Source organism: Pseudomonas sp. JQ36, from assembly GCF_053851495.1.
Window position 1 is genome coordinate 4,493,350 of the sequence record NZ_CM132642.1, and the last position, 22,947, is coordinate 4,516,296.

The following is a 22,947-nucleotide window of genomic DNA, read 5'->3' on the forward strand; positions in this document are numbered from 1 at the left end:
CAAAGTGATCATTTTTCGAATCGTTCTAGTCGAGCAATCCGCGAATCCGCTCATCTTAGACAAGAAATGCCCGGCATCGAATGTAAAAATTCCTCCACTGACTCTGGAGACCGGACATGCCTCACCTCGAAGCCGTGAATACCCCCGCGCCCCGCGCCGATGTGTGGAACGTCAACAACGCGCACTGCTGCGCGCGTTATCAGCTGCTCGCCGAAGCAGAGCCGGATCTGTTGGTGCGGGTGCTGAACCTGTTTGCGCTGCAATTTCTGACGCCAGTCCAGGTCAACGTCGAGCGTCTGGACGACCTGCTGTCGATCGATATCACCATTGACGGACTGAGCTGGCATCGCGCCCAAGTGATTGCGGAAAAACTTCGTAACCTGATCAGCGTCTGCTCGGTGAACCTGCAAGACGCCGACACGGCGTGGTCTGCTTCGGCCCAGGCGGTCGGCTGACAAATCCGGCAACGGCATTGTCGGGTAGTGGCCCAACGGACTGCGGGGCCACGACTATCCTTTGCGCACAGTCGTTCAAAAGGAGCCCGCATGTCCGTTCAACTCGCCACTCAGGACCGCTGGCTGGATCTCAACGATGTGTTGCGTGAGCTGGTTGCCCAAGGCTTTATCAGCCAGGATTCGGCAGAGCTGGCGCTCAACGCCCGGCGCCGCCACACGACCCACGGCCAGCAACATCCGCTGGAGTTCATCGCCAGCCAGCAACTGGATGACCTCAGCCGTCCGGGCAAACATCTGGACCTGGAAAGCCTGACCCTGTGGCTGGCGCAGCAGGCCGGTCAGCCGTACATGCGCATCGACCCGTTGAAGATCAACGTTGCGGCGATCACCCCGCTGATGTCCTACGCCTTTGCCCAGCGCCACAAGATTCTTGCGGTAGCGGTCGACCGCGACGCCGTGGTCGTCGCCAGCGCCCAGCCCTACGTCACTGGCTGGGAGGCTGACCTGACTCACGTGCTGAAGTTGCCGATCAAACGGGTGGTCGCCAACCCGGTGGACATCCAGCGTTTCAGCGTCGAGTTCTTCCGCCTCGCCAAATCGGTCAGCGGCGCCAGCAATGCCGACGCGCAGAGCGGCAACCTCGGCAACTTCGAACAACTGCTCAACCTCGGCGCCAGCGATCAGGAGCCGGACGCCAATGACGCGCACATCGTCAACATTGTCGACTGGCTGTTCCAGTACGCCTTCCAGCAGCGCGCCAGTGATATCCACATCGAACCGCGCCGCGAACAGGGCACCGTGCGTTTCCGCATTGATGGCGTGTTGCACAATGTCTATCAATTCCCGCCGCAGGTGACCATGGCAATCGTCAGCCGCCTGAAAAGCCTCGGGCGGATGAACGTCGCCGAGAAACGCAAACCCCAGGACGGCCGGGTCAAGACCAAGACCCCAGACGGCGGCGAGGTGGAACTGCGGCTCTCAACGCTGCCCACCGCGTTTGGCGAAAAAATGGTCATGCGGATTTTTGACCCGGAAGTGCTGCTCAAAGACTTCGATCAGTTGGGCTTTTCCGCCGACGACCTCCGCCGCTGGCAGGACATGACCCGCCAGCCCAACGGCATCATTCTGGTCACCGGGCCGACCGGTTCGGGCAAGACCACCACGCTCTACACCACGCTGAAGAAACTGGCGACGCCGGAGATCAACCTCTGCACCATCGAAGACCCGATCGAAATGGTCGAGCCGGCATTCAACCAGATGCAGGTGCAGCACAACATCGACCTGAGTTTCGCCGCCGGCGTGCGTGCGCTGATGCGGCAAGACCCGGACATCATCATGATCGGCGAGATCCGTGACCTGGAGACCGCGGAAATGGCGATTCAGGCCGCACTCACCGGCCATCTGGTGCTGTCGACCCTGCACACCAACGATGCCCCCAGCGCGATCAGCCGGCTGCTGGAACTCGGCGTGCCGCACTATCTGATCAAGGCCACGGTGCTCGGGGTCATGGCCCAGCGCCTGGTGCGCACCCTGTGCCCGCACTGCAAGGCGCCGCTGACCCTGGAAGAGGAAGACTGGCAGACCCTGACCCGCCCGTGGCAAGCACCGCTGCCGGGCAATGCGCAACGGGCCATTGGTTGTCTGGAGTGTCGCGATACCGGTTATCGCGGGCGCGCCGGGGTCTACGAAATCATGCAGTTGAGCGACAGCCTCAAAGCCCTCATCACCCCGGACACCGACCTCACTGCCATCCGTCGCCAGGCCTTCAAGGAAGGCATGCGCAGCCTGCGCCTGTCGGGTGCGCAGAAGGTCGCGGCGGGGCTGACCACCCTTGAAGAAGTGCTGCGGGTGACCCCGCAGAGCGAGCAGAAATAGGCCACTACGGAACCGGATTGGCGAATCGTTATCCAACGCCGTAGTTAACCCCCAGGAGTCACTCAATCATGCGTCTCAAACTTGCTGTCGCCACCCTTGCCTTGCTGTCCCTTCCCGTTGGTTCAGCGATGGCTGACAGCTTTTGGCGTAACGTCATTTCGTCCGGCGCCACCACCGGTTCGACCTATCTGACCTTCAAGGATCACAAGCTGATCGTTGCCGCACAGGACGATGCCGGCAGCTTCGTTGCCAGCGATGGCGGCATCCGTGGGCCATACCTGGAAGCAGCCATGCAGAAAGTCCGTGCCGACAACCCGGGCCTGCAGGCCACGGACATGGAACTGGCGAATGCGATTCTGGCGAAGAATGCAGTGGCATCCGAGTAAGATTGCCGCCAACAAAAATGCCGCTCGATCGAGCGGCATTTTTTTGCCCATAATTTCGAATTCACCACACCACCCTGTGGGAGCCGGCTTGCTCGCGAAGGCGTCGTGTCAGAAAAAATACATGTGCCTGAACCACCGCCTTCGCGAGCAAGCCCGCTCCCACAATGGCTCTGCGTGTTGCCTGAAGATCAGCGGTAATCGTCCACTGGAACGCAGGCACAAAACAGATTGCGATCCCCATAAACGTTATCCACCCGATTCACCGCCGGCCAATACTTGTGCGCCTTGGTGTGCGCATCCGGGGTGATGCCCTGTTCGATGCTGTAAGGCCGCTCCCAGACTCCGGTGACATCCGCCAGGGTATGCGGTGCGCGTTTAAGCGGATTGTCTTCCGCCGGCCAGTTGCCGTTCTGCACTTCGGTGATTTCCGCACGGATACTCAGCATGGCGCCGATAAACCGATCCAGCTCGGCCTTCGATTCGCTCTCGGTAGGCTCGACCATCAGCGTCCCCGGCACCGGGAATGACATGGTCGGCGCATGGAAGCCGTAGTCCATCAGACGCTTGGCGACATCTTCTTCGCTGATCCCGGTCTGCGCCTTCAGCGGCCGCAAATCGAGAATGCATTCATGGGCCACCCGCCCGTTGCGCCCGGTGTACAGCACCGGGAATGCACCGGATAAATGCTGCGCCAGATAGTTCGCCGCGAGGATCGCCACTTCGCTGGCATCCGCCAGTTGCGGCCCCATCATCGCAATGTACATCCAGCTGATCGGCAAAATGCTCGCGCTGCCCCACGGCGCTGCGCTGACCGCGCCGTTCTGCGGCAGTGGGCCGTCAATCGGCACCACCGGATGATTGGCGACGAACGGCGCCAGATGCGCGCGTATGCCAATCGGCCCCATGCCCGGCCCGCCGCCACCATGGGGGATGCAGAACGTCTTGTGCAGGTTCATGTGCGACACGTCGGCGCCAATGTCCGCCGGCCGCGCCAGCCCGACCTGTGCATTGAGGTTGGCGCCATCCATGTACACCTGCCCGCCGTGTTTGTGGATAACTTCGCAGATTTCGCTGATGCCCTCCTCGTACACGCCGTGAGTCGATGGATAGGTCGCCATCAGGCACGACAACTTGTCCCCCGCCTCGGCCGCCTTGGTCTTCAGGTCGTCAAGATCGACGTTGCCGGCTTCGTCGCACTCGACGATCACCACGCGCATCCCGGCCATCTGCGCCGAGGCCGGGTTGGTGCCGTGGGCCGAGGACGGGATCAGGCAGATATCCCGCGCGCCCTGCTGCCGGCTCTCGTGGTATTTGCGAATCGCCAGCAGCCCGGCGTACTCGCCCTGAGCGCCGGAGTTGGGCTGCATGCAGATCGCATCGAATCCGGTGATCGCGCACAACCAACGCTCCAGTTCTTCGATCATCAAGGTGTAACCGAGCGCCTGTTCCCGCGGCGCGAACGGGTGCAGATTGGCGAACTGCGGCCAGGTGATCGGGATCATCTCGCTGGTGGCGTTGAGTTTCATGGTGCAGGAGCCCAGCGGGATCATCGACTGGTTGAGCGCCAGATCCTTGTTCTCCAGTTGCTTGAGGTAGCGCAGCATTTCGGTTTCGCTGTGATGCGCGTTGAACACCGGATGGCGCAGGTACGGTGTGTTGCGCTGCAGGGGGTCGGGAATGCCGGAAACCAGGACTTCTGCATCAATTTCGTCGACGTTAAACCCATGATCGGCACCCAGCAGCACATCAAACAGCCTGGCCACCGTGTTTTCATCGCTGGTCTCATCGAGGCTCAGCCCGACGCGACCGCGTCCGAGAATCCGCAGATTGATCTGCGCGGCCTTGGCGCTGTCGATGATCGCGCTATGCGCGCCTCCTACGTCGAGGGTCAGGGTGTCGAAAAACTGCCGGTTGACCCGCGCAATACCATGGCGCTCAAGGCCCGCCGCCAGAATGCAGGTCAAGCGGTGCACCCGCTGGGCGATCCGCTTCAAGCCTTGCGGCCCGTGGTACACCGCGTAGAAACTGGCGATGTTGGCCAACAGCACCTGCGCGGTGCAGATGTTCGAGTTGGCCTTCTCGCGGCGAATGTGTTGTTCGCGGGTTTGCAGCGCCATGCGCAATGCAACGTTGCCGCGGGCGTCTTTCGACACGCCGATGATCCGCCCCGGAATCGCCCGTTTGTACTCCTCACGGCTGGCAAAAAACGCTGCGTGCGGGCCACCGTAGCCCATCGGCACGCCAAAGCGCTGGGACGAACCGAACGCCACGTCCGCGCCCAGTTCACCCGGCGGCGTCAGCAGCAACAGGCTCAACAAATCCGTAGCGACGCAGGCCAGCGCCTGCTGTGCGTGCAACTGATCGATGACCGGACGCAAGTCACGGATCTCGCCGTGGGTGTCGGGATACTGCAGCAGTGCGCCGAACACCTGATGCTGCTTCAAGTTATCCACCGCGTCGATGATCAGCTCGAAGCCGAAGCCTTCGGCACGGGTCTGCACCACGGAGATGGTTTGTGGATGACAGTTCTCGTCGACGAAAAACAGGTTGCTCCTGGATTTCGCCACGCGTTTGGCCAGCGCCATGGCCTCCGCAGCGGCGGTGGCTTCGTCGAGCAACGAGGCGTTGGCCAGTTCAAGTCCGGTGAGGTCGATGGTCAGTTGCTGGAAATTCAGCAGCGCTTCGAGACGGCCTTGGGCGATCTCCGGTTGATAAGGGGTGTAGGCGGTGTACCAACCGGGATTTTCCAGCACGTTGCGCAGGATGACGGTTGGCGTCAACGTGCCGTGGTAACCCATGCCGATCAGGCTGGTCCACACCTGGTTGTGCTCGGCATAACCGCGCAGCTTGGCCAGCGCCGCCTGCTCATCAAGGGCCGGTGGCAAATCCAGCGCCCGGTTCAGGCGAATGCCCGGCGGCACCGTCTGCTCGATCAGTTCGATCCGGCTACCGAGACCGAGGCTGTCGAGCATCGCCTGCTGTTCAGCGGCGTCGGGCCCCAAATGGCGGCGCAGGAAGGCTTCGGGGTCGCGTAACTGGCTCAAGGATGGCAACTGGGACATGACGGGCTCTCTCTTGGCTGGCGCTCGGCGTCAATGCAACACGGTCAAACCAGCATAGCAGTGCCCTTGAAGATCAAAAGATCGCAGCCTTCGGCAGCTCCTACAGAGCAATGGTGTGCATTCTGTAGGAGCTGCCGAAGGCTGCGATCTTTTGATTCAAAAAAGCCCCGACGAGTCGGGGCTTTGGGGTATTGATCAGAGCTTACTCGCCAATGACAGCCTTGTAGGCAGCGGCATCGAGCAGCTTGTCCAGCTCAGCCTTGTCGGTTGGCTTGAGCTTGAAGATCCACGCACCGTACGGGTCGGAGTTCAGCAGTTCAGGCGAACCACCCAGCTCGTCGTTGACGGCAATCACCTCACCGCCGATCGGGGCGTAGATGTCGGAAGCGGCTTTCACCGATTCAACGACGCCAGCCTGATCTTCAGCAGCGAACACCTTGCCCACTTCAGTCAGCTCGACGAACACCACATCGCCCAGCGCTTCCTGTGCGTGATCGCTGATGCCCACGGTAACGGTGCCGTCGGCTTCCAGACGCGCCCACTCATGACTTTCGGCAAAACGCAGTTCGGCGGGGATATTGCTCATGCTCGGTGTCCTCAAGAAAATTGTCAGCGGTCAGGCCCGCCGGAAAAGGTTAGATCAAGGTTTTGCCATGGCGCACGAAGGTCGGTTTGACCACTCGTACCGGATACCACTTGCCACGGATTTCCACTTCGGCGCGGTCGGCGGTGGCCATCGGTACACGCGCCAGGGCAATCGATTTGCTTAGCGTAGGAGAGAAACTACCACTGGTGATCTCTCCTTCGCCAACATCGGCGATACGAACCACCTGATGAGCACGTAAAACACCCCGTTCCTCAAGCACCAGGCCCACCAGTTTGTGCGCAACGCCAGCGGCTTTCTCCGCTTCCAGCGCCGCCCGACCGATGAACTGGCGCGAGGCCGGTTCCCAGGCGATGCTCCAGGCCATATTGGACGCCAGCGGCGAGACATCCTGATGAATGTCCTGGCCATAGAGGTTCATCCCGGCTTCGACCCGCAGGGTGTCGCGGGCACCGAGGCCGATCGGCGAAATGCCGGCACCGACCAGATCGTAGAAGAACCCCGGGGCCTGATCGGCCGGCATGGCGATTTCCAGGCCGTCCTCACCGGTGTAACCAGTACGCGCAATAAACCAGTCGCCATCGACTTCGGCTTCAAACGGTTTGAGGTGATGGATCAGTGCCGCGCGGGACTGGGTTACCAGTTCGGCGATCTTGTGCCGGGCCTGCGGGCCTTGAATGGCGAGCATTGCCAGCTCGGGGCGCTCGTGCAGCTGCACGTCGAACCCGGCCATTTGCGCCTGCATCCAGGCCAGATCCTGATCGCGGGTGGAGGCGTTGAACACCAGGCGATAACGGTCTTCGAGGCGATAGACGATCATGTCGTCGACGATGCCGCCACGCTCGTTGAGCATCGTGCTGTAGAGCGCGCGGCCGGGGCGGTGCAGGCGCTCGACGTCATTGGCCAGCAAATGCTGCAGCCAGGCCTTGGCCTGTGGGCCATCAACATCGATAACGGTCATATGGGAAACATCGAACACCCCGCAATCGCGGCGCACCTCGTGGTGTTCCTCGACCTGCGAGCCGTAATGCAGTGGCATGTCCCAACCGCCAAAATCGACCATCTTCGCGCCGAGGGCGAGATGCAGGTCATACAGAGGCGTACGCTGTCCCATGGGTTTCTCCTTCCGGGCGTGGCGAAGGTGCGGACAGCCGCTGTACGGGGTGAAAGCCGCGAAATAGAAGGCTTTCAGCCGATTTCAGCGAACGGGTCTATCAGACGAACCGCACCGAATGCCGCGCATTGTAGCCGCATGATTCAGGACTCACTACTAAGTGTTTCGGTGCGCGGAGCGGCGGATCAGGCCAATGACCGGCAACAGACCGACCAATACCAAGGTCAGCGCCGGCAGCGACGCCCGCGCCCACTCGCCCTCGCTGGTCATTTCAAAGATCCGCACCGCCAGCGTGTCCCAGCCAAACGGGCGCATCAGCAGGGTCGCGGGCATTTCCTTGAGCACATCGACGAACACCAGCAATGCCGCGCTCAGCGTGCCGGGCAGCAGCAGCGGCAGATACACTTTGAAAAACAGTCGCGGCCCACTGACACCGAGGCTACGTGCCGCTTCGGGCAAAGACGGCCGTATACGTGCAAGACTGTTTTCCAGCGGCCCATAGGCCACCGCGATAAAGCGCACCAGATAGGCCATCAGCAACGCCGCCAGACTGCCCAGCAGCAGCGGCTTGCCGGCGCCGCCGAGCCAGCCCGACAGCGGAATCACCAGTTCGCGGTCGAGATAACTGAACGCCAGCATGATCGACACAGCCAAGACCGAACCCGGCAGTGCATAACCGAGATTGGCCAGGCTGACACCGGAACGGATCGCCCGGGTCGGCGCCAGACGTCGGGCGAAGGCCAACAGCAACGCGACGCTGACGGTGATCAGCGCCGCCATGCCGCCCAGATACAGGGTGTGCAGGATCAGCCCGGCATAACGCTCATCGAGATCGAAGCGCCCGCGCTGCCAGAACCAGACGATCAACTGCAGCAGCGGAATCACGAACGCGCAAGCGAACACCAACGAGCACCAACCTGTCGCCGCGAACGCCTTGAACCCGCGCAGTTGATACAGCGCCTTGACCCGAGGGCGCTCGTTGCTCGCCCGGTTGGCGCCGCGCGCACGCCGCTCGCCATAGAGCACCAGCATCACGACCAGCAGCAACAGGCTCGCCAGTTGCGCCGCGCTCGGCAGGCTGAAGAAGCCGTACCAGGTCTTGTAGATGGCGGTGGTGAAGGTGTCGAAATTGAACACCGACACCGCGCCGAAATCCGCCAACGTTTCCATCAGCGCCAGTGCGACACCGGCGCCAATCGCCGGACGCGCCATCGGCAACGCCACCCGCCAGAATGCCTGCCAGGGCGATTGCCCGAGTACCCGCGCCGCTTCCATCAGTCCTTTGCCCTGCGCGAGAAACGCGGTGCGCGCCAGCAGGTAGACGTAGGGATAAAACACCAGCACCAGCACCACAATCACCCCGCCGGTGGAGCGCACGCGCGGCAGGCGCAGGCCGCTGCCGAACCACTCACGCAACAGACTTTGCACCGGGCCGGCGAAATCCAGCAGACCAACGAAGACGAACGCCAGCACATAGGCCGGAATGGCGAATGGCAACATCAGCGCCCAGTCGAGCCAGCGCCGTCCGGGAAACTCGCAGAGGCTGGTCAGCCACGCCAGACTGACACCGAGCAGCGTCACACCGACGCCAACGCCGATCACCAGCGTCAGGGTGTTGCCCAGCAGGCGCGGCATCTGGGTTTCCCACAGGTGCGACCAGATCTGCTGATCGATGGTCTGCCACGACAGCAGCAGAACACTCAGGGGCAACAGCACCAGCGCGGCAATGGCGAGGACGATGGGGTACCAGCGGCGTTGGGCGGGGTGGGCCAAGGGGGTTCTCTGCAAGAGGGCCAACGCCCATTCGACGTCGACCACATGTTGTGGCGAGGGAGCTTGCTCCCGCTCGGCTGCGAAGCAGCCGCAGGAGATTAACAGTTCAATTCACGCCAGACGCAAGGGCGCCATGGGGTCGCTTCGCGACCCAGCGGGAGCAAGCTCCCTCGCCACAGAGGGCTCGCCGTGATGGCCGGCTCAGTTCCAACCCGCCCGATCCATCATCCGGATCGCCTCGGCCTGACGCTTGCCCGCCACTTCCACCGGCAAGGTATCAGCGACGAACTGGCCCCACGCCGCCACTTCTTCCGAAGGCTTCACTGCCGGGTTGGCCGGGAACTCCTGGTTGACGTCGGCGAAGATCTTCTGCGCTTCAGGCGTGGTCATCCACTCGACCAGCGCCTTGGCCGCTTCCGGGTGCGGTGCATGTTTGGTCAGGCCGATGCCCGACAGGTTCACGTGCACGCCGCGATCGGCCTGATTCGGCCAGAACAGTTTCACTGGCAAATCCGGCTTCTGCTTGTGCAGGCGACCGTAGTAGTAGGTGTTGACGATGCCAACATCGCACTGCCCGGCGTTGATCGCCTCCAGCACCGCAACGTCGTCGGAGAACACATCGGTGGAAAGGTTGTTGACCCAGCCCTTGAGGATTTTCTCGGTCTTCTCGGCGCCGTGCACTTCAATCATGGTCGCGGTCAGCGACTGGTTGTAGACCTTCTTCGCCGTGCGCAGGCACAGGCGCCCTTCCCAGTTCTTGTCGGCCAGCGCTTCGTAAGTGGTCAGTTCGCCCGGTTTCACCCGCTCGGTGGAATAGGCGATGGTCCGCGCGCGCAGGCTCAGGCCGGTCCAGGCGTGGCTGGAGGAGCGGTATTGCGCGGGAATGTTGGCGTCGATGGTCTTCGAGGTAAACGGCTGCAGGATGCCCATCTGCTCGGCCTGCCAGAGGTTGCCGGCATCGACGGTGAGCAGCAGGTCGGCGGTGGCGTTTGCGCCTTCGGCCTTGATCCGCTGCATCAGCGGCGCTTCCTTGTCGGTGATGAACTTGATCTTCACCCCGGTTTTCGCGGTGTAGGCGTCGAAAACCGGTTTGATCAACTCATCGATACGCGAGGAGTAGACCACCACCTCGTCGGCGGCCTGGGCGGCGGTGCTGCCGATCAGGGTCAGGGCCATTGCGGTCAGGAGACGCTTGGGTGCCAACATGGGAGTGATCTCTCGGTCGGGAAATGTGGGCCAAATGATAAGGACTCACATTTACCAGCTCAATCGATCACTTGGGCAAGGCGTTACCAGATGTTGCACAAGCTGAAATTCATGGCGTCGGTTCTGGCCCCTTCGCGAGCAAGCCCGCTCCCACCCTTGAAATGCATTCCAATGTGGGAGCGGGCTTGCTCGCGAAGAGGCCATCAGCCTCAATAAAGATCTCAGGGTTTGGCCAGTGCCGGCAGATCCCCGGTCAACCCCAGCGCCTCACGCACAAACAACGCCTTGGCCTCCGGCATCTGCTCCACCAGCTTCAATCCGGCGTTGCGCAACCAGCGCACTGGCAACGGGTCAGCCTGGAACAGACGCTCGAAGCCCTCCATCGCCGCCATCAATGCCAGGTTGTGCGGCATGCGCCGACGCTCGTAACGGCTCAGCACCTTCACGTCCGCCAGCCGTTCGCCGCGCTCCGCCGCCTGCAACAGCACTTCAGCCAGCACCGCCGCATCGAGGAAACCCAGGTTCACCCCCTGCCCGGCCAACGGGTGAATGGTGTGAGCGGCGTCGCCGATCAATGCCAGGCCTTCGGCTACATAGCGTTTGGCGTGGCGTTGACGCAACGGCACGCACAGCCGTGGATCAGCACTGACGACTTCGCCCAGGCAACCTTCGAACGCCCGCTCCAGCTCACCGCAGAACGCCGCTTCATCCAGCGCCATCAGGCGTTCGGCTTCACTTGGCGTGGTCGACCAGACGATCGAGCACCAGTCGTGCTGCCCGTCACGCTCCAGTGGCAGAAACGCCAGCGGCCCGTGATCGGTGAAACGCTGCCACGCGGTCATCCGGTGCGGTTTGCTGCTGCGCACACTGGTAACGATGGCGTGGTGCAGATAATCCCACTCGCGGGTGGCGACGCCAGTCAGGCGGCGCACCGCCGAGTTGGCGCCGTCCGCCGCAATCACCAGCGGCGCACGCAACTGCCGACCATCGGCCAGGGTCAGCAGCCAGTCGTCGCCGGAGCGACGCATCTGTTCCAGCCGTGCGTTGGCCAGCATGCCCAGATCGCAATCGTGCAAGCGATCGAGCAAGGCATCCTGCACCACGCGGTTTTCGACGATATGTCCGAGCACTTCGGCATGCACACTGCTCGCCGAGAAATGAATCTGTCCGGTGCCGCTGCCGTCCCACACATGCATGTCGGTGTACGGGCTGCTGCGGCGTTTGGCGATGCCGTCCCAGACACCAAGGCGTTCGAGTATCCGCTGGCTGGCCGCCGACAAGGCGCTCACCCGCGGCTCGAACGGCGCGTCGGCGTCGAACGGTTTGACGCTCAGCGGGCTACCGTCGAGCAGCAACACTTCCAGGCCGCTGTCCTGCAACGCCAACGCAAGGGCGCTGCCGACCATTCCGGCTCCGACAATCAGCAGATCTGCGCGCATTTCCATGCTTTAAGCCTGTCTCGCTGGCGGCATGCGCCGCCCGTAAAGGGTTCTAGCGAGCACGCCAGTTAGCGGCGCGCTGCTGAAAGTGAAAGTGCCGACCCGCCGCTCAAGCATCCGGCCGCGTCCCCAGCCCCATGGCCTGACGGGCAAACCAGCGCTTGGCCGGTGGCAGCAGATCGAGGCCGAGCAGGCCGATGTTGCGTCCCAGCGAGACCAGCGGCTGGGTGCTACCGAACAGTCGCGTGACCTGATCGGAGAAGCCCACGGTGAGCTCTTGATCCAGGCGTTGCCGCTCGCGATAGGCCTGCAATGTAGCGATGTCGCCCAACGGTTTATCGCTCGCAAGCAGCGCCGCGGCCAATGCATCGGCATCACGCAGGGAGAGGTTGAAACCCTGCCCGGCAATCGGGTGCAGGCTGTGCGCGGCATTGCCCAGCACAGCCAGATGCGAGCGCACTTGCTCTTCGGCCTCGACCAGCGACAACGGATACAGATGCCGCGCACCGACCTGCTTCAAGGTACCGAGGCGGTAGCCGAACACGCCCTGCAATTCACTGAGGAAATCGCGCTCACTCAAGTCTGCCAGACGCTGCGCGTCCATGCCCAGGCGGGTCCAGACCAGTGCGCAACGGTTGTCCGGCAGCGGCAGCAAGGCCATCGGGCCTTCGTCGGTGAAACGCTCGAAGGCCATGCCGTTGTGCGCTTCACTCGGGGTGATGTTGGCGATCAGCGCGCTCTGGTTGTACGGACGCTTGCGCACGTTGATGCCCAGTTGCTCGCGCAAACCGGAACGGCCGCCATCGGCCAGCACCGCCAGATCGCACTCGACGGTGGTTTCATCGTTGAGGGTCAGGCGATAGCCGTCGGGCAGCGGCTCCATGCGCGTGACTTCCGCCGGGCAGCGCCAGCTGATCACGTCTTTGTCGAGGTGCTGCCACAAGCATTGACCGAGCCAGGCGTTTTCCACCACATAACCGAGCGCCGGCACGCCCTCTTCCATCGCCGACAGACGGGCGGTAGAGAAGCGACCACGGTCGGAGACGTGAATCTGTTTGATCGGCTCGGCGCGGCGGGAAATCTCCTGCCATACGCCCAGCCGTTGATAGATCTGCCGCGAACCGAAGGACAGCGCCGACGAACGCGCGTCGTAGCTCGGCTGCCAGCTGTCGCCGGGGGCGAACGGTTCGATCAGGACAATTTTCCAGCCACGCGCCTTGGCCCCGGCTTGCAAAGCCAACGCCAGGCTGGCGCCGACCAGGCCGCCACCGATGATTGCCAGATTGACTCGACTCATGCCGCGTGTGTCCGTGCTTGCGCCATCAGCGCTTCGATCTCGGCGACGGTTTTCGGTACGCCGCTGGTCAATATTTCACAACCGGTCTTGGTCACTACCACGTCATCCTCGATGCGCACGCCAATGCCGCGCCATTTCTTCGCTACGTTCTGGTTGTCCGGGGCGATGTAGATGCCCGGCTCCACGGTCAGCGCCATGCCGACCTCCAGCACGCGCCATTCGCCGCCGACCTTGTACTCGCCGACGTCGTGTACATCCATACCCAGCCAGTGGCCGGCACGATGCATATAAAACGCTTTATAGGCTTCGGTCGCGATCAGCTCATCGACCTCGCCTTGCAGCAATCCAAGTTTCACCAACCCCGTGGTGATCACCCGAACCGTGGCTTCGTGCGCCTGATTCCAATGCTTGTTCGGGGCGATTTCAGCGAACGCGGCTTCCTGCGAGGCCAGCACCAGCTCGTAGATCGCCTTCTGCTCGGCGGAAAACTTGCCGTTGACCGGCCAGGTGCGCGTGATGTCGCTGGCGTAGCAGTCGATCTCGCAACCGGCGTCGATCAACACCAGATCGCCGTCCTTGAGCAGCGCGTCATTCTGCTGGTAATGCAGGATGCAGCTATTGCGCCCGGCGGCGACGATCGAACCGTAGGCCGGCATCTTCGCCCCGCCCTTGCGGAATTCGTAATCGAGCTCGGCTTCGAGGCTGTATTCATACAGTCCCGGCCGGCTGGCCTGCATCGCGCGGATATGCGCCTGAGCGGAGATCCGTGCGGCTTCGCGCATCACTTTCACTTCTGCCGCCGATTTATACAGGCGCATGTCGTGCAACAGATGATCCAGGGCAACGAATTCGTTCGGTGGCTGGGCGCCGAGGTGCGCCTTGGAGCGGATCACATTGATCCAGTCCATCAGGTGCCGATCGAATTCCGGGTTGCTGCCCATCGCCGAATACACCCGATCACGGCCTTCGATCAGGCCCGGGAGGATGTCGTCGATGTCGGTGATCGGGAACGCGTCGTCGGCGCCGTAATCACGGATCGCGCCTTCCTGCCCGGCGCGCAGGCCGTCCCATAACTCGCGCTCGGCATTGCGCTCACGGCAGAACAGCACGTACTCGCCATGCTCGCGGCCGGGCATCAGGACGATGACCGCCTGTGGCTCGGGAAAACCGCTGAGGTACTGGAAGTCGCTGTCCTGGCGGTAGACGTGCTCGACGTCGCGGTTGCGAATGGCCACCGCGGCGGCGGGCAGAATCGCGATGCTGTTGGGTTCCATCTGCGCCATCAGGGCCTTGCGGCGACGGCTGTATTCCGCTTTGGGGATATGGGTCATGGGCAGATGGCTTTCCCTGGCACGCGATTAATGCAGCGACGGCTTGGCGGCTGGCGGCACGTCGGCTTTTTTGGTTTCCGAGAACAGCAGCAGCGGCGCGACGCGCAGGTACTCCATGACTTCCATGTAGTCGGTCTCGCCGTCTTCGGATTCTTCCAGAGCGTCTTGCACCTGGGAAATCGCGGCCAGATCCTGCAGCACTTCGGTGGCTTCAGTGCTGAGCATGCTGCTGTCGCGGCAGTTCAGACCGAAACCGCTGAGGAAGCCCTGGCACCATTGGCCCAGTGCGGCGGCGCGGTCGGCCAGCGGAGCATCATCGGTTGGCAGCAGCAGAACGACGGTGACGTCGCTGCCGGTCAGCTCGCCCTTGACCATCTCTTGCAGGCCGATCAGGGCGTTGCGGACGTTGTCCTGGATGTCGCCTTCGAGCAGTTCGGCGGCGTCGATCAACCAGCCTTCGTTATCGAAGCCGGCACCGGCGCAGCTGCGGCCGAGCAGCAGGCCATGCAGTTCGGCAGGCGAGACGTTGTGGCCGCTGGTGGTCAGCAGGGTGGCAAAGGCTTGGTACGGGGAATTCGCAATGGTCATGGGCAGCTAGGCGCCAGACGGCGCTATGTCTAGAATGAAGGCCTTGTATCCTACATCGACAGACTCGCCAAGACTATTAAAGGCTGTCCGCCAGCTATCCCATCAGACAGACTCCGACCCAGTGGACACAATGGAAGACACCGACCTGCAAGCGCTGATGGCCAGACTCGAACTGCTGATTACCCGAGTCGAGCAACTTAAGAGTCAAAACGCACTCTTACTAGCTCAGGAAAAGACCTGGCGCGAGGAACGCGCTCACCTCATTGAAAAAAACGAAATCGCCCGGCGTAAGGTCGAATCGATGATTTCGCGCCTCAAGGCCCTGGAGCAAGACTCATGAGTTCAAGCAATAGCGTTACCGTGCAGATCCTCGACAAAGAATATTCGATCATCTGCCCCCAGGAAGAACGCAGCAATCTGGTCAGCGCCGCCCGCTACCTGGACGGCAAGATGCGCGAGATCCGCAGCAGCGGCAAAGTCATCGGCGCCGACCGTATTGCGGTGATGGCCGCGCTGAACATCACCCACGACCTCTTGCACAAAGAAGAGCGCCCGGACATCCAGGCCAGCGGCTCGACCCGTGAACAGGTGCGCGACTTGCTCGATCGTGTCGATCTGGTGCTGGCGACCGATCCGGACGTCACCAAGGGCTGATTCGCCTGGCTGCTTGAGGTATACTCGCGGCACTCCCTGGGGTGCTTGCCAGTTGACGATGTCCCTGAGCCGATTTGCACTACCCTGGAGGTTGCACGTTGGGCTGGTGTGCATGTCCGCCAGACGGAAAGCCTTAAAGTCTACTGCATCCTCCACCTTGAACTTTCGGGTTCAAGGGCTAAGTTGACAGCGGTTCATCCGGGGAGCCTGATTCGAATCCGATGCCGGTTTTTGCCGGCATCGGATTTTTTATGCGTGCGTTTTCGCCCTCACCTGCCGAAGCCGAACCATGACCGAACCTGCGCTGCTGCCCCGCCCGCAACTCCGCCGCCTGCTGCGCAAGGCGCGTCGCTCACTGACACCCGCTGAACAACGGCAGGCTGCCAAAGGCCTGTTCCGCCAACTGGCGCAAGACCCGCACTTTCGCCGGGCCCGACATATCTCGCTGTATCTGCCCACCGACGGTGAAATCGACCCGCGCCTGCTGCTGCGTGAAGCTCAGCGCCGAGGCAAAGCCACGTATCTGCCGGTGCTCAGCGCCTGGCCACGAACCAAAATGGTGTTCCAGCGGATTCGCCCCGGCGACAAGCTCAAGCCCAATCGCTTCCGCATCCTCGAACCGCGGGCCAATCTGGCCCATCAGCGCAAGATCTGGACCCTGGATCTGGTGCTGTTGCCACTGGTTGGGTTTGACGACGTTGGCGGACGCCTGGGAATGGGCGGCGGTTTCTATGATCGCAGCCTGGCGTACCTGGCCCGGCGCAAGAACTGGCGCAAGCCGACGTTGCTGGGCCTGGCCCATGAATGTCAGAAGGTCGAACGCCTGGCGCAGGCCAGCTGGGATGTACCGTTGCAGGGCACGGTCACCGATAAGGCGTGGTATTTCGCAGGGTAGACGCCGCGCAGATCAGCGGCGTCGGGAAGGCAGTTTCAGCGCTTGAAGGCGGTCGACTGTTGAACCTGTTGGGCGACTTCAACCGGAGCATCGGTCTTGCTCGTCCACAAACTTTGCGCGTAACCGGTGGTTACGACGCCAAGGCCGAACAAAATAACCAAAGTCCATAGCAAATCCGGTTTGCGTTTCATCGATTGCCCCCCTCAAGGCACATCATCACGATGACAGCAGCGGTTTCCGTTCGTAGGCCGTGCAGCAGCGTCAAGCTTTAAAGGCCGGCATTTTGCGACAACGTGAACCCGGGCGCAAATGCTGACGTCAACCGACCGTCGGTTTGTCATAAAATTGCCCGACAACCTGCCCAATCACCGCTCGAGGAGCAAAAGACATGGCCTATTGGCTGATGAAATCCGAGCCTGACGAACTCTCGATCAAAGATCTGGAGAAACTCGGCAAAGCGCGCTGGGACGGGGTTCGCAACTATCAGGCGCGCAATTTCCTAAGGGCGATGGCGGTGGGCGATGAGTTTTTTTTCTACCACTCCAGCTGCCCGGAGCCGGGGATTGCCGGAATCGGCAGGATTATTCAGGCGGCGTACCCGGATCCCACCGCACTGGAACCCGAAAGCCATTACTTCGACCCGAAAGCCACACCCGAGAAAAACGCCTGGAGTGCGATCGATGTTGCACACGTCGAGACGTTTGCCCGGGTGCTGAAGCTCGATTACCTGAAACAGCAGACCGCGCTGGCCGAAATGCCGCTGGTGCAAAAAGGCAGTCGCCTGTCGGTGATGCCGGTGACGGCCGAACAGTGGGCCGCAGTGCTTGGTTTGCGCTGAGAACTCGCCAGTCACGGTTTTTACCGGCAAAAGGGGCTAGGCTTGGCGCTCATTTGACTGACATCAAGCGAATGGAACGCTTGAACAGTCAGACTGGAAGCCACAGCCGCAGGATGCCCCCATGTCGACGCACAGCCGTTCTTCACTTCTATACGCCGGTTCGCTCCTGGTATTACTCGCCGTCGCTGGCGGCCTCGGTTACTGGATCTCGATCAGCAGCCGGCTGGTCGAAGGACTGTCGATGGGCAACGGGCGGCTGGAAGCCACCGAAGTGCAGATCGCCAGCAAGACCCCCGGGCGCCTCGCCGAGGTACTGGTCGATGAAGGCGACAAGGTCAGCAAAGGGCAACTGCTGGCACGCATGGACACCCGCACCCTCGAAGCCCAGCGCAATCAGGCCGAAGCCGAAGTGTTGCGCGCCCGGGAGAATCTCAACGCCGCTCAGGCCAACGTGCAATTGCGCCAGAGTGAACTGCTGCTGGCCCAGCAGGAGCTCGGCCGCTCGCAATCACTGTTCAAGCACGGTTACGTCAGCGCGCAGATCATCGATCAGCTGCAGTCACGTATCGGCACCGGTAACGCTGCCGTCGTCGCCGCCCGGGCTCAGGTGTCTGCTGTCAGTGCGGCGATTGGCGCGGCACAGGCTCAAGTCGCGCAGTTGACCAGTGAAATTGACGACAGCAGTCTGCGCGCGCCAATTGATGGCGTGATCCAGCTGCGCATGGCCGAACCCGGCGAAGTGCTGGGGGCCGGTGGTCGCGTGCTGTTGCTGATCGATCCCAACGACCAGTACATGAACCTCTATCTGTCAGCCGCAGTGGCCGGGCGCCTGGCGGTGGGCGATGACGCGCGAGTGTTGCTCGATGCCTTGCCCGATAAACCGCTGCCGGCAAAAATCAGCTTCGTCGCGGCCAAATCGCAGTTCACCCCCAAAGAGGTCGAGACCCGCGACGAGCGGCAAAAACTGGTGTTCCGCGTCAAGCTGCGCCTGCTCCAGCCCAGCGCCGTGCCGCAGGCCAAACCCGGCATGCCCGGGGCAGGTTACGTGCGGATCGCCCCCGTCGAATGGCCGGCCAATCTGCAATGAGCGGCCTTGCGGTTCAAGCGACCGGTATCGCCCACCGCTACGGCAAACAGCAAGCGCTGAGCGACATCGCCTTCAGCCTGCCCGCCGGCACTCGCTGCGGGCTGATCGGCCCTGATGGTGCGGGCAAGTCCAGCCTGCTGGGATTGATTGCCGGCGTGAAGACCCTGCAACAAGGACAACTGGACGTGCTCGGTGGTGCGATCGAGGATCGCCGGCATCGCGACACACTCTATGCGCGCATCGCCTTCATGCCGCAAGGGCTGGGCGGCAATCTGTACCCGGAGCTGTCGATCCGCGAGAACATCCAGTTCTTTTCGACGCTGTTCGGCCTGTCCAAGGCTGAAAGCGAGCAGCGCATGCACAGCCTGTTGCTCGCCACGGATCTGCTGAAATTCGCCGAGCGCCCCGCCGGTAAATTGTCCGGCGGCATGAAGCAGAAACTCGGGCTGTGCTGCGCGCTGATTCATGAACCGGATCTGCTGATCCTCGATGAGCCGACCACCGGCGTCGACCCGCTCTCGCGTCGGCGCTTTTGGGAATTGGTCGACGATGTGCGACGCCAGCGCCCGCAACTGACGCTGCTGGTCGCCACGGCGTATATGGAAGAAGCCGAGCAGTTCGAGCATTGTCTGATGCTCGACGCCGGCCAGTTGATCGCCACCGGCCTGAGTCGTGAACTGGCGACCGTCACCCCCAGCGGCAAACTCGATGACGCCTTCACTCATTTCCAGGGCGACAGCCAGCATGACGCTCAGCCGTTGGTGATTCCACCGCGCGCCGGCAACAGCAGTGACATCGCCATCGAAGCCCACGACCTGACGCTGCGCTTCGGCGATTTCACCGCTGTGGATCACGTCAGTTTTGCCATTGGGCGTGGCGAGATTTTCGGCTTTCTTGGCTCCAACGGCTGCGGCAAGACCACCACCATGAAAGTCCTGACCGGTTTGATGCCGGCCAGCGAAGGCAGTGCAACTCTGCTCGGCAACCCGGTGAACGCCAAGGATCTGGCCACGCGCAAGCGGGTCGGCTTCATGTCGCAGAGTTTTTCGCTGTATGGCGAACTCAGTGTGCGGCAGAACCTCGAGCTGCACGCGCGGCTGTTCGACCTGCCCAAAACCGAGAGCGCGCAACGCATCGAGGCATTGATTCAGCGCTTCAATCTGCTCGCGGTCGCCGACCAGCCGTCCGGGGCATTGCCATTGGGGCTGCGCCAGCGTCTGTCACTGGCGGTGGCGGTGCTGCACCGCCCGGAAGTGCTGATCCTCGATGAGCCGACCTCCGGCGTCGACCCGGCAGCTCGCGATGACTTCTGGCGGCTGTTGATCGAGTTATCCCGCGAACAGGGCGTGACGATCTTTCTCTCCACGCATTTCATGAACGAAGCGCAGCGCTGCGACCGCATCTCGCTGATGCACGCGGGCAAGGTCCTCGCCTGCGACACCCCGGCGGCGCTGCAACGTCAGTTCGCCGGAGAGACGCTGGAAGCGGCCTTCGTCACTTGCCTGGAACAGGCTCAGGGCGCTCAGCCATCAGCGCCTGTGGCCGAGCCGCAAATGGCGCCGCCGAGCGCAGCGACAACACCGCTGCCCCGCCACGGTTTCAGTCTCGGTCGCCTGTTGGCCGTGGCCAGTCGCGAAGGCAAGGAGCTGCTGCGCGACAAAGTGCGCATGGCGTTCGCCTTGGCCGGGGCGATTTTCATGATGGTGATCTTCGGTTTCGGCATCTCGCTGGACGTGGAAAACCTCGCGTTTGCCGTGTACGACCAGGATCAGACGCCGCAGAGCCGGGCTTATCTGGAGGCGTTTCGCGGCTCCCGGTACTTCGACGAACAGCCGGCCATTCACGACCCGCAGGAACTGCACCGGCGCCTGCAACGCTCGGAAATCAAACTGGCGCTGGAGATTCCCCCCGGATTCGGCCGCGATCTGTACGCCGGGCGCCAACCCGCTGTGGCGGCGTGGCTGGATGGCGGCATGCCGTTTCGCGCCGAAACCAGCCGCAACTATGTTGAAGCCGTGCACCTGGGCAATCTGCAACAGTTGGCCGAACAAAGTAGCCCGGCGCTGGCCCACCCGGCGGCGGCCAGCCTGGAAACCCGCTTTCGCTACAACCAGGACGTGGTCAGCGTCAACGCCATCGGCCCCGGGGTCATGGCGCTGATTCTGGCGTTCATTCCGGCGATGCTCACGGCGCTCGGCATCGTCCGCGAAAAGGAGCTGGGCTCGATCACCAACTTCTACGCCACGCCCCTGACCCGCCTCGAGTTTCTGCTGGGCAAACAGGCGCCGTATCTGCTGATCAGCCTGGTCAATCTCGCGTTGCTGGTGGCGATGAATCGCTGGCTGTTCGGCGTGCCGTTCAAGGGCAGCCTGCTGACGCTGGCGTTCGGCGGCCTGCTGTACGTGTTGGCGACCACCAGCATGGGCCTGCTGATCTCGGCGTTCACCCGCACGCAAATTGCCGCGATCCTCGGCACCATGATCATCACCAGCCTGCCGACCATCCAGTTCTCCGGGCTGATCGTGCCGCGCTCTTCGCTTGAAGGTGCGGCAGCAGTGATGGGCATGCTGTTTCCGGCGGGGCACTTCCTCGACATCGCGGTGGGTACGTTCACCAAAGCGCTGGACTTGCGTCAGCTGTGGCCGCAGTGCCTGGCGCTGTTCGGGTTCTTTGTCGGGTTCACCGGGCTGAGCCTGATCATGCTGAAAAAGCAGGAGGCCTGATGCACAAGTTCGCGCACATCCTGCGCCTGGGACTCAAGGAACTGACCAGCCTGCGCCATGACAGCGTTTTGCTGCTGTTCCTGTTCTACGCCTTCAGCGTAGCGATCTACATGCCCGCCGCCGGTTCGGTGATCGGCGTGCACAACGCCAGCGTGGCGATCGTCGACGAAGACCACAGCGCCCTCTCGCGCCAGTTGGCCCAGGCCCTGCAGCCGCCGGAATTCCAGACTCCGGTGCTGTTGCCTTATGCGCAGCTGGACCAAGTGATGGACAGCGGCCAGTACACCTTCGTCATCAACATTCCGGCGGGCTTTCAAACCGACCTGCTGGCGGCACGGCAACCGGCAATTCAGGTCAACGTCGATGCCACGGCCATGAGCCAGGCGTTCATGGGCGCCGGCTACATCAGCCGGATCTTCCAGCGCGAACTGCTCGACTATGCCGGTCAGGGCAATGCAGCCGCCAAGGCGCCCGTGCTACTGACCACCCGGGCCCTGTTCAACACCAATCTGGAGGGAGGCTGGTTTCTGGCGGTGATTCAGATCGTCAACAACATCACCATTCTGGCGATCATCCTCACCGGCACGGCGCTGCTGCGCGAACGCGAACACGGCACGCTCGACCATTTGCTGGTGCTGCCGCTGACGGCGCTGGAAATCATGCTGGCGAAAATCTGGAGCAACCTGCTGGTGGTGGTGCTGTGCACCTGGCTGTCGCTGGAGGTGGTGGTCAAAGGCCTTTTGGGTGTGCCGTTGGCCGGCTCGATGAGCCTGTTTTTGCTGGTGACTGCGGTTTATCTGTTTGCCAGTACCGCGCTGGGCATCTTTCTGGCGACGCTCGCGCGTTCGACCCCGCAGTTCGGCCTGCTGGCGATTCCGGTGATCATCCCGATGTTGCTGCTGTCGGGCGGCAGCACGCCACTGGACAGCATGCCGCAATGGCTGCAATGGGTCATGCAGGGCTCGCCGTCCACGCACTTTGTCAGCCTCAGCGCCGCGATTCTGTTTCGCGACGCCGGGCTGAGCGTGGTCTGGCCGGACTTGCTGGCGCTGACGGCTATCGGCCTGCTGTTCTTCGTTATCGCCTTGGCGCGCTTTCGCAAGAGCCTGGCGTCCTGAACAGCGGCCAGCGTGGTTACTGAATGATCAGGTTGTTGAACAACAGATCTTCAACCACCGGCTTGCCAGTCTCGTCATTCATCACTTGCTGGGTCTGCTTCAGGGCTTCCTGACGCAGCTTTTCCTTGCCTTCGATGCTGCCCATCGCCTCGGTCGTCTGCTGAGTGAACAGCGCCACCAGTTGATTGCGGATCAGCGGCTCGTTGGCCTTGACCAGTTTGGTCGCCTCTTCGCCCGTTACACGCAGCGCCACGTCGGCCTTGTAGACCTTCAGCTTCGGCGTGCCGTCCAGCCCGTAGTTGCCCACGAACGGCGGGCTCAGGGTGATGTAGTTGACCTTCGGCGCCTCGCCTTCTTTGGCTTCTTCGGCCAGCGCTGCCACAGGCAGAGACAGGGCCAGCAACAACATGATCCACGCTTTCACAATTCGCTCCTTATCCGGTTTGCGGCCTAGCATAACGACCCGCCGCGCAAGCACAAGCTTATGGCTGACTATCAGGGC

Annotated in this window: 21 protein-coding genes and 1 other RNA gene; 11 read left to right on the top strand and 11 right to left on the bottom strand. The window is 62.2% G+C overall.

All coding sequences use genetic code 11. The features are described 5' to 3' along the window. Nucleotides 1-116: 116 nt before the first annotated feature. The 3 genes from ACS4NR_RS20290 to ACS4NR_RS20300 all read left to right on the top strand — a co-directional run bounded on the left by ACS4NR_RS20290 (nucleotide 117) and on the right by ACS4NR_RS20300 (nucleotide 2,716). The gene (locus ACS4NR_RS20290) at nucleotides 117-455 is read left to right on the top strand and encodes a hypothetical protein (protein ID WP_456018185.1); all 339 of its coding nucleotides are present in this window, start codon (nucleotides 117-119) and stop codon (nucleotides 453-455) included. Nucleotides 456-545: 90 nt separating this feature from the next. Continuing rightward, the gene (locus ACS4NR_RS20295; protein WP_456018186.1) at nucleotides 546-2,330 is read left to right on the top strand and encodes a GspE/PulE family protein; all 1,785 of its coding nucleotides are present in this window, start codon (nucleotides 546-548) and stop codon (nucleotides 2,328-2,330) included. Nucleotides 2,331-2,395: 65 nt separating this feature from the next. Beyond that, on the top strand, nucleotides 2,396-2,716 hold the full coding sequence (locus ACS4NR_RS20300; RefSeq protein ID WP_169843014.1) for a DUF2388 domain-containing protein: 321 nt from the start codon (nucleotides 2,396-2,398) through the stop codon (nucleotides 2,714-2,716). A gap of 188 nt (nucleotides 2,717-2,904) precedes the next feature. Here the strand turns inward: ACS4NR_RS20300 and gcvP are convergent, their stop codons facing one another. The 9 genes from gcvP to ACS4NR_RS20345 form a co-directional block, all read right to left on the bottom strand. Further along, the gene (gene gcvP, locus ACS4NR_RS20305; protein ID WP_456018187.1) at nucleotides 2,905-5,778 is read right to left on the bottom strand and encodes an aminomethyl-transferring glycine dehydrogenase; all 2,874 of its coding nucleotides are present in this window, start codon (nucleotides 5,776-5,778) and stop codon (nucleotides 2,905-2,907) included. Between the two features lie 202 nt (nucleotides 5,779-5,980). Next, nucleotides 5,981-6,364, bottom strand: a complete 384-nt coding sequence (gene gcvH, locus ACS4NR_RS20310; protein ID WP_095137617.1) for a glycine cleavage system protein GcvH — start codon at nucleotides 6,362-6,364, stop codon at nucleotides 5,981-5,983. Nucleotides 6,365-6,413: 49 nt separating this feature from the next. Continuing rightward, entirely contained in the window at nucleotides 6,414-7,496 is a 1,083-nt protein-coding gene (gene gcvT / locus ACS4NR_RS20315) for a glycine cleavage system aminomethyltransferase GcvT (RefSeq protein ID WP_456018188.1), read from the bottom strand. Nucleotides 7,497-7,652: 156 nt separating this feature from the next. Further along, a complete protein-coding gene (locus ACS4NR_RS20320; protein WP_456018189.1) occupies nucleotides 7,653-9,269 on the bottom strand; it encodes an ABC transporter permease in 1,617 nt (538 codons plus the stop codon). Nucleotides 9,270-9,470: 201 nt separating this feature from the next. Further along, complete coding sequence (locus ACS4NR_RS20325; RefSeq protein WP_456018190.1) at nucleotides 9,471-10,475, bottom strand: extracellular solute-binding protein; 1,005 nt, start codon at nucleotides 10,473-10,475, stop codon at nucleotides 9,471-9,473. A 221-nt stretch (nucleotides 10,476-10,696) separates the two neighbouring features. After that, nucleotides 10,697-11,914 (bottom strand): 2-octaprenyl-3-methyl-6-methoxy-1,4-benzoquinol hydroxylase, encoded by a 1,218-nt coding sequence (locus ACS4NR_RS20330; RefSeq protein ID WP_456020402.1) that lies wholly within the window; start codon nucleotides 11,912-11,914, stop codon nucleotides 10,697-10,699. A gap of 109 nt (nucleotides 11,915-12,023) precedes the next feature. Continuing rightward, entirely contained in the window at nucleotides 12,024-13,211 is a 1,188-nt protein-coding gene (ubiH, locus tag ACS4NR_RS20335) for a 2-octaprenyl-6-methoxyphenyl hydroxylase (protein ID WP_183782963.1), read from the bottom strand. Continuing rightward, nucleotides 13,208-14,542, bottom strand: a complete 1,335-nt coding sequence (pepP, locus tag ACS4NR_RS20340; RefSeq protein WP_095137623.1) for a Xaa-Pro aminopeptidase — start codon at nucleotides 14,540-14,542, stop codon at nucleotides 13,208-13,210. The genes ubiH and pepP overlap by 4 nt, the downstream gene beginning before the upstream one ends. A 27-nt stretch (nucleotides 14,543-14,569) precedes the next feature. Then, on the bottom strand, nucleotides 14,570-15,130 hold the full coding sequence (locus tag ACS4NR_RS20345) for a YecA/YgfB family protein (RefSeq protein ID WP_115985879.1): 561 nt from the start codon (nucleotides 15,128-15,130) through the stop codon (nucleotides 14,570-14,572). Nucleotides 15,131-15,260: 130 nt separating this feature from the next. Between ACS4NR_RS20345 and ACS4NR_RS20350 the strand changes: the two genes are divergently transcribed. The 4 genes from ACS4NR_RS20350 (at nucleotide 15,261) to ACS4NR_RS20365 (ending at nucleotide 16,679) form a co-directional block, all read left to right on the top strand. Continuing rightward, complete coding sequence (locus ACS4NR_RS20350; RefSeq protein ID WP_007940359.1) at nucleotides 15,261-15,470, top strand: TIGR02449 family protein; 210 nt, start codon at nucleotides 15,261-15,263, stop codon at nucleotides 15,468-15,470. Then, nucleotides 15,467-15,784: a cell division protein ZapA gene (locus ACS4NR_RS20355; protein ID WP_008055229.1), complete on the top strand. Its 318-nt coding sequence runs from the start codon at nucleotides 15,467-15,469 to the stop codon at nucleotides 15,782-15,784. Before ACS4NR_RS20350 ends, ACS4NR_RS20355 begins: the two co-directional genes overlap by 4 nt. A gap of 30 nt (nucleotides 15,785-15,814) precedes the next feature. Then, nucleotides 15,815-15,993: non-coding RNA, 6S RNA (ssrS, locus tag ACS4NR_RS20360), on the top strand. Between the two features lie 80 nt (nucleotides 15,994-16,073). Continuing rightward, on the top strand, nucleotides 16,074-16,679 hold the full coding sequence (locus ACS4NR_RS20365; protein ID WP_166495265.1) for a 5-formyltetrahydrofolate cyclo-ligase: 606 nt from the start codon (nucleotides 16,074-16,076) through the stop codon (nucleotides 16,677-16,679). A 35-nt stretch (nucleotides 16,680-16,714) separates the two neighbouring features. Here the strand turns inward: ACS4NR_RS20365 and ACS4NR_RS20370 are convergent, their stop codons facing one another. Next, entirely contained in the window at nucleotides 16,715-16,870 is a 156-nt protein-coding gene (locus tag ACS4NR_RS20370) for a hypothetical protein (protein ID WP_003229308.1), read from the bottom strand. 197 nt (nucleotides 16,871-17,067) lie between these two features. Between ACS4NR_RS20370 and ACS4NR_RS20375 the strand changes: the two genes are divergently transcribed. The 4 genes from ACS4NR_RS20375 to ACS4NR_RS20390 all read left to right on the top strand — a co-directional run bounded on the left by ACS4NR_RS20375 (nucleotide 17,068) and on the right by ACS4NR_RS20390 (nucleotide 22,445). Next, nucleotides 17,068-17,517 (top strand): EVE domain-containing protein, encoded by a 450-nt coding sequence (locus tag ACS4NR_RS20375; protein WP_135296804.1) that lies wholly within the window; start codon nucleotides 17,068-17,070, stop codon nucleotides 17,515-17,517. A 121-nt stretch (nucleotides 17,518-17,638) separates the two neighbouring features. Beyond that, the gene (locus ACS4NR_RS20380) at nucleotides 17,639-18,604 is read left to right on the top strand and encodes an HlyD family secretion protein (protein WP_095137627.1); all 966 of its coding nucleotides are present in this window, start codon (nucleotides 17,639-17,641) and stop codon (nucleotides 18,602-18,604) included. Continuing rightward, nucleotides 18,601-21,327 carry a ribosome-associated ATPase/putative transporter RbbA gene (rbbA, locus tag ACS4NR_RS20385; protein WP_456018191.1) on the top strand — a complete coding sequence of 909 codons (2,727 nt, stop codon included), beginning with the start codon at nucleotides 18,601-18,603 and terminating at the stop codon, nucleotides 21,325-21,327. The genes ACS4NR_RS20380 and rbbA overlap by 4 nt, the downstream gene beginning before the upstream one ends. Further along, complete coding sequence (locus ACS4NR_RS20390) at nucleotides 21,327-22,445, top strand: ABC transporter permease (RefSeq protein ID WP_456018192.1); 1,119 nt, start codon at nucleotides 21,327-21,329, stop codon at nucleotides 22,443-22,445. The genes rbbA and ACS4NR_RS20390 overlap by 1 nt, the downstream gene beginning before the upstream one ends. A gap of 16 nt (nucleotides 22,446-22,461) precedes the next feature. Here the strand turns inward: ACS4NR_RS20390 and ACS4NR_RS20395 are convergent, their stop codons facing one another. Then, entirely contained in the window at nucleotides 22,462-22,869 is a 408-nt protein-coding gene (locus ACS4NR_RS20395) for a flagellar basal body-associated protein FliL (protein ID WP_027610485.1), read from the bottom strand. Nucleotides 22,870-22,947: the final 78 nt, after the last annotated feature.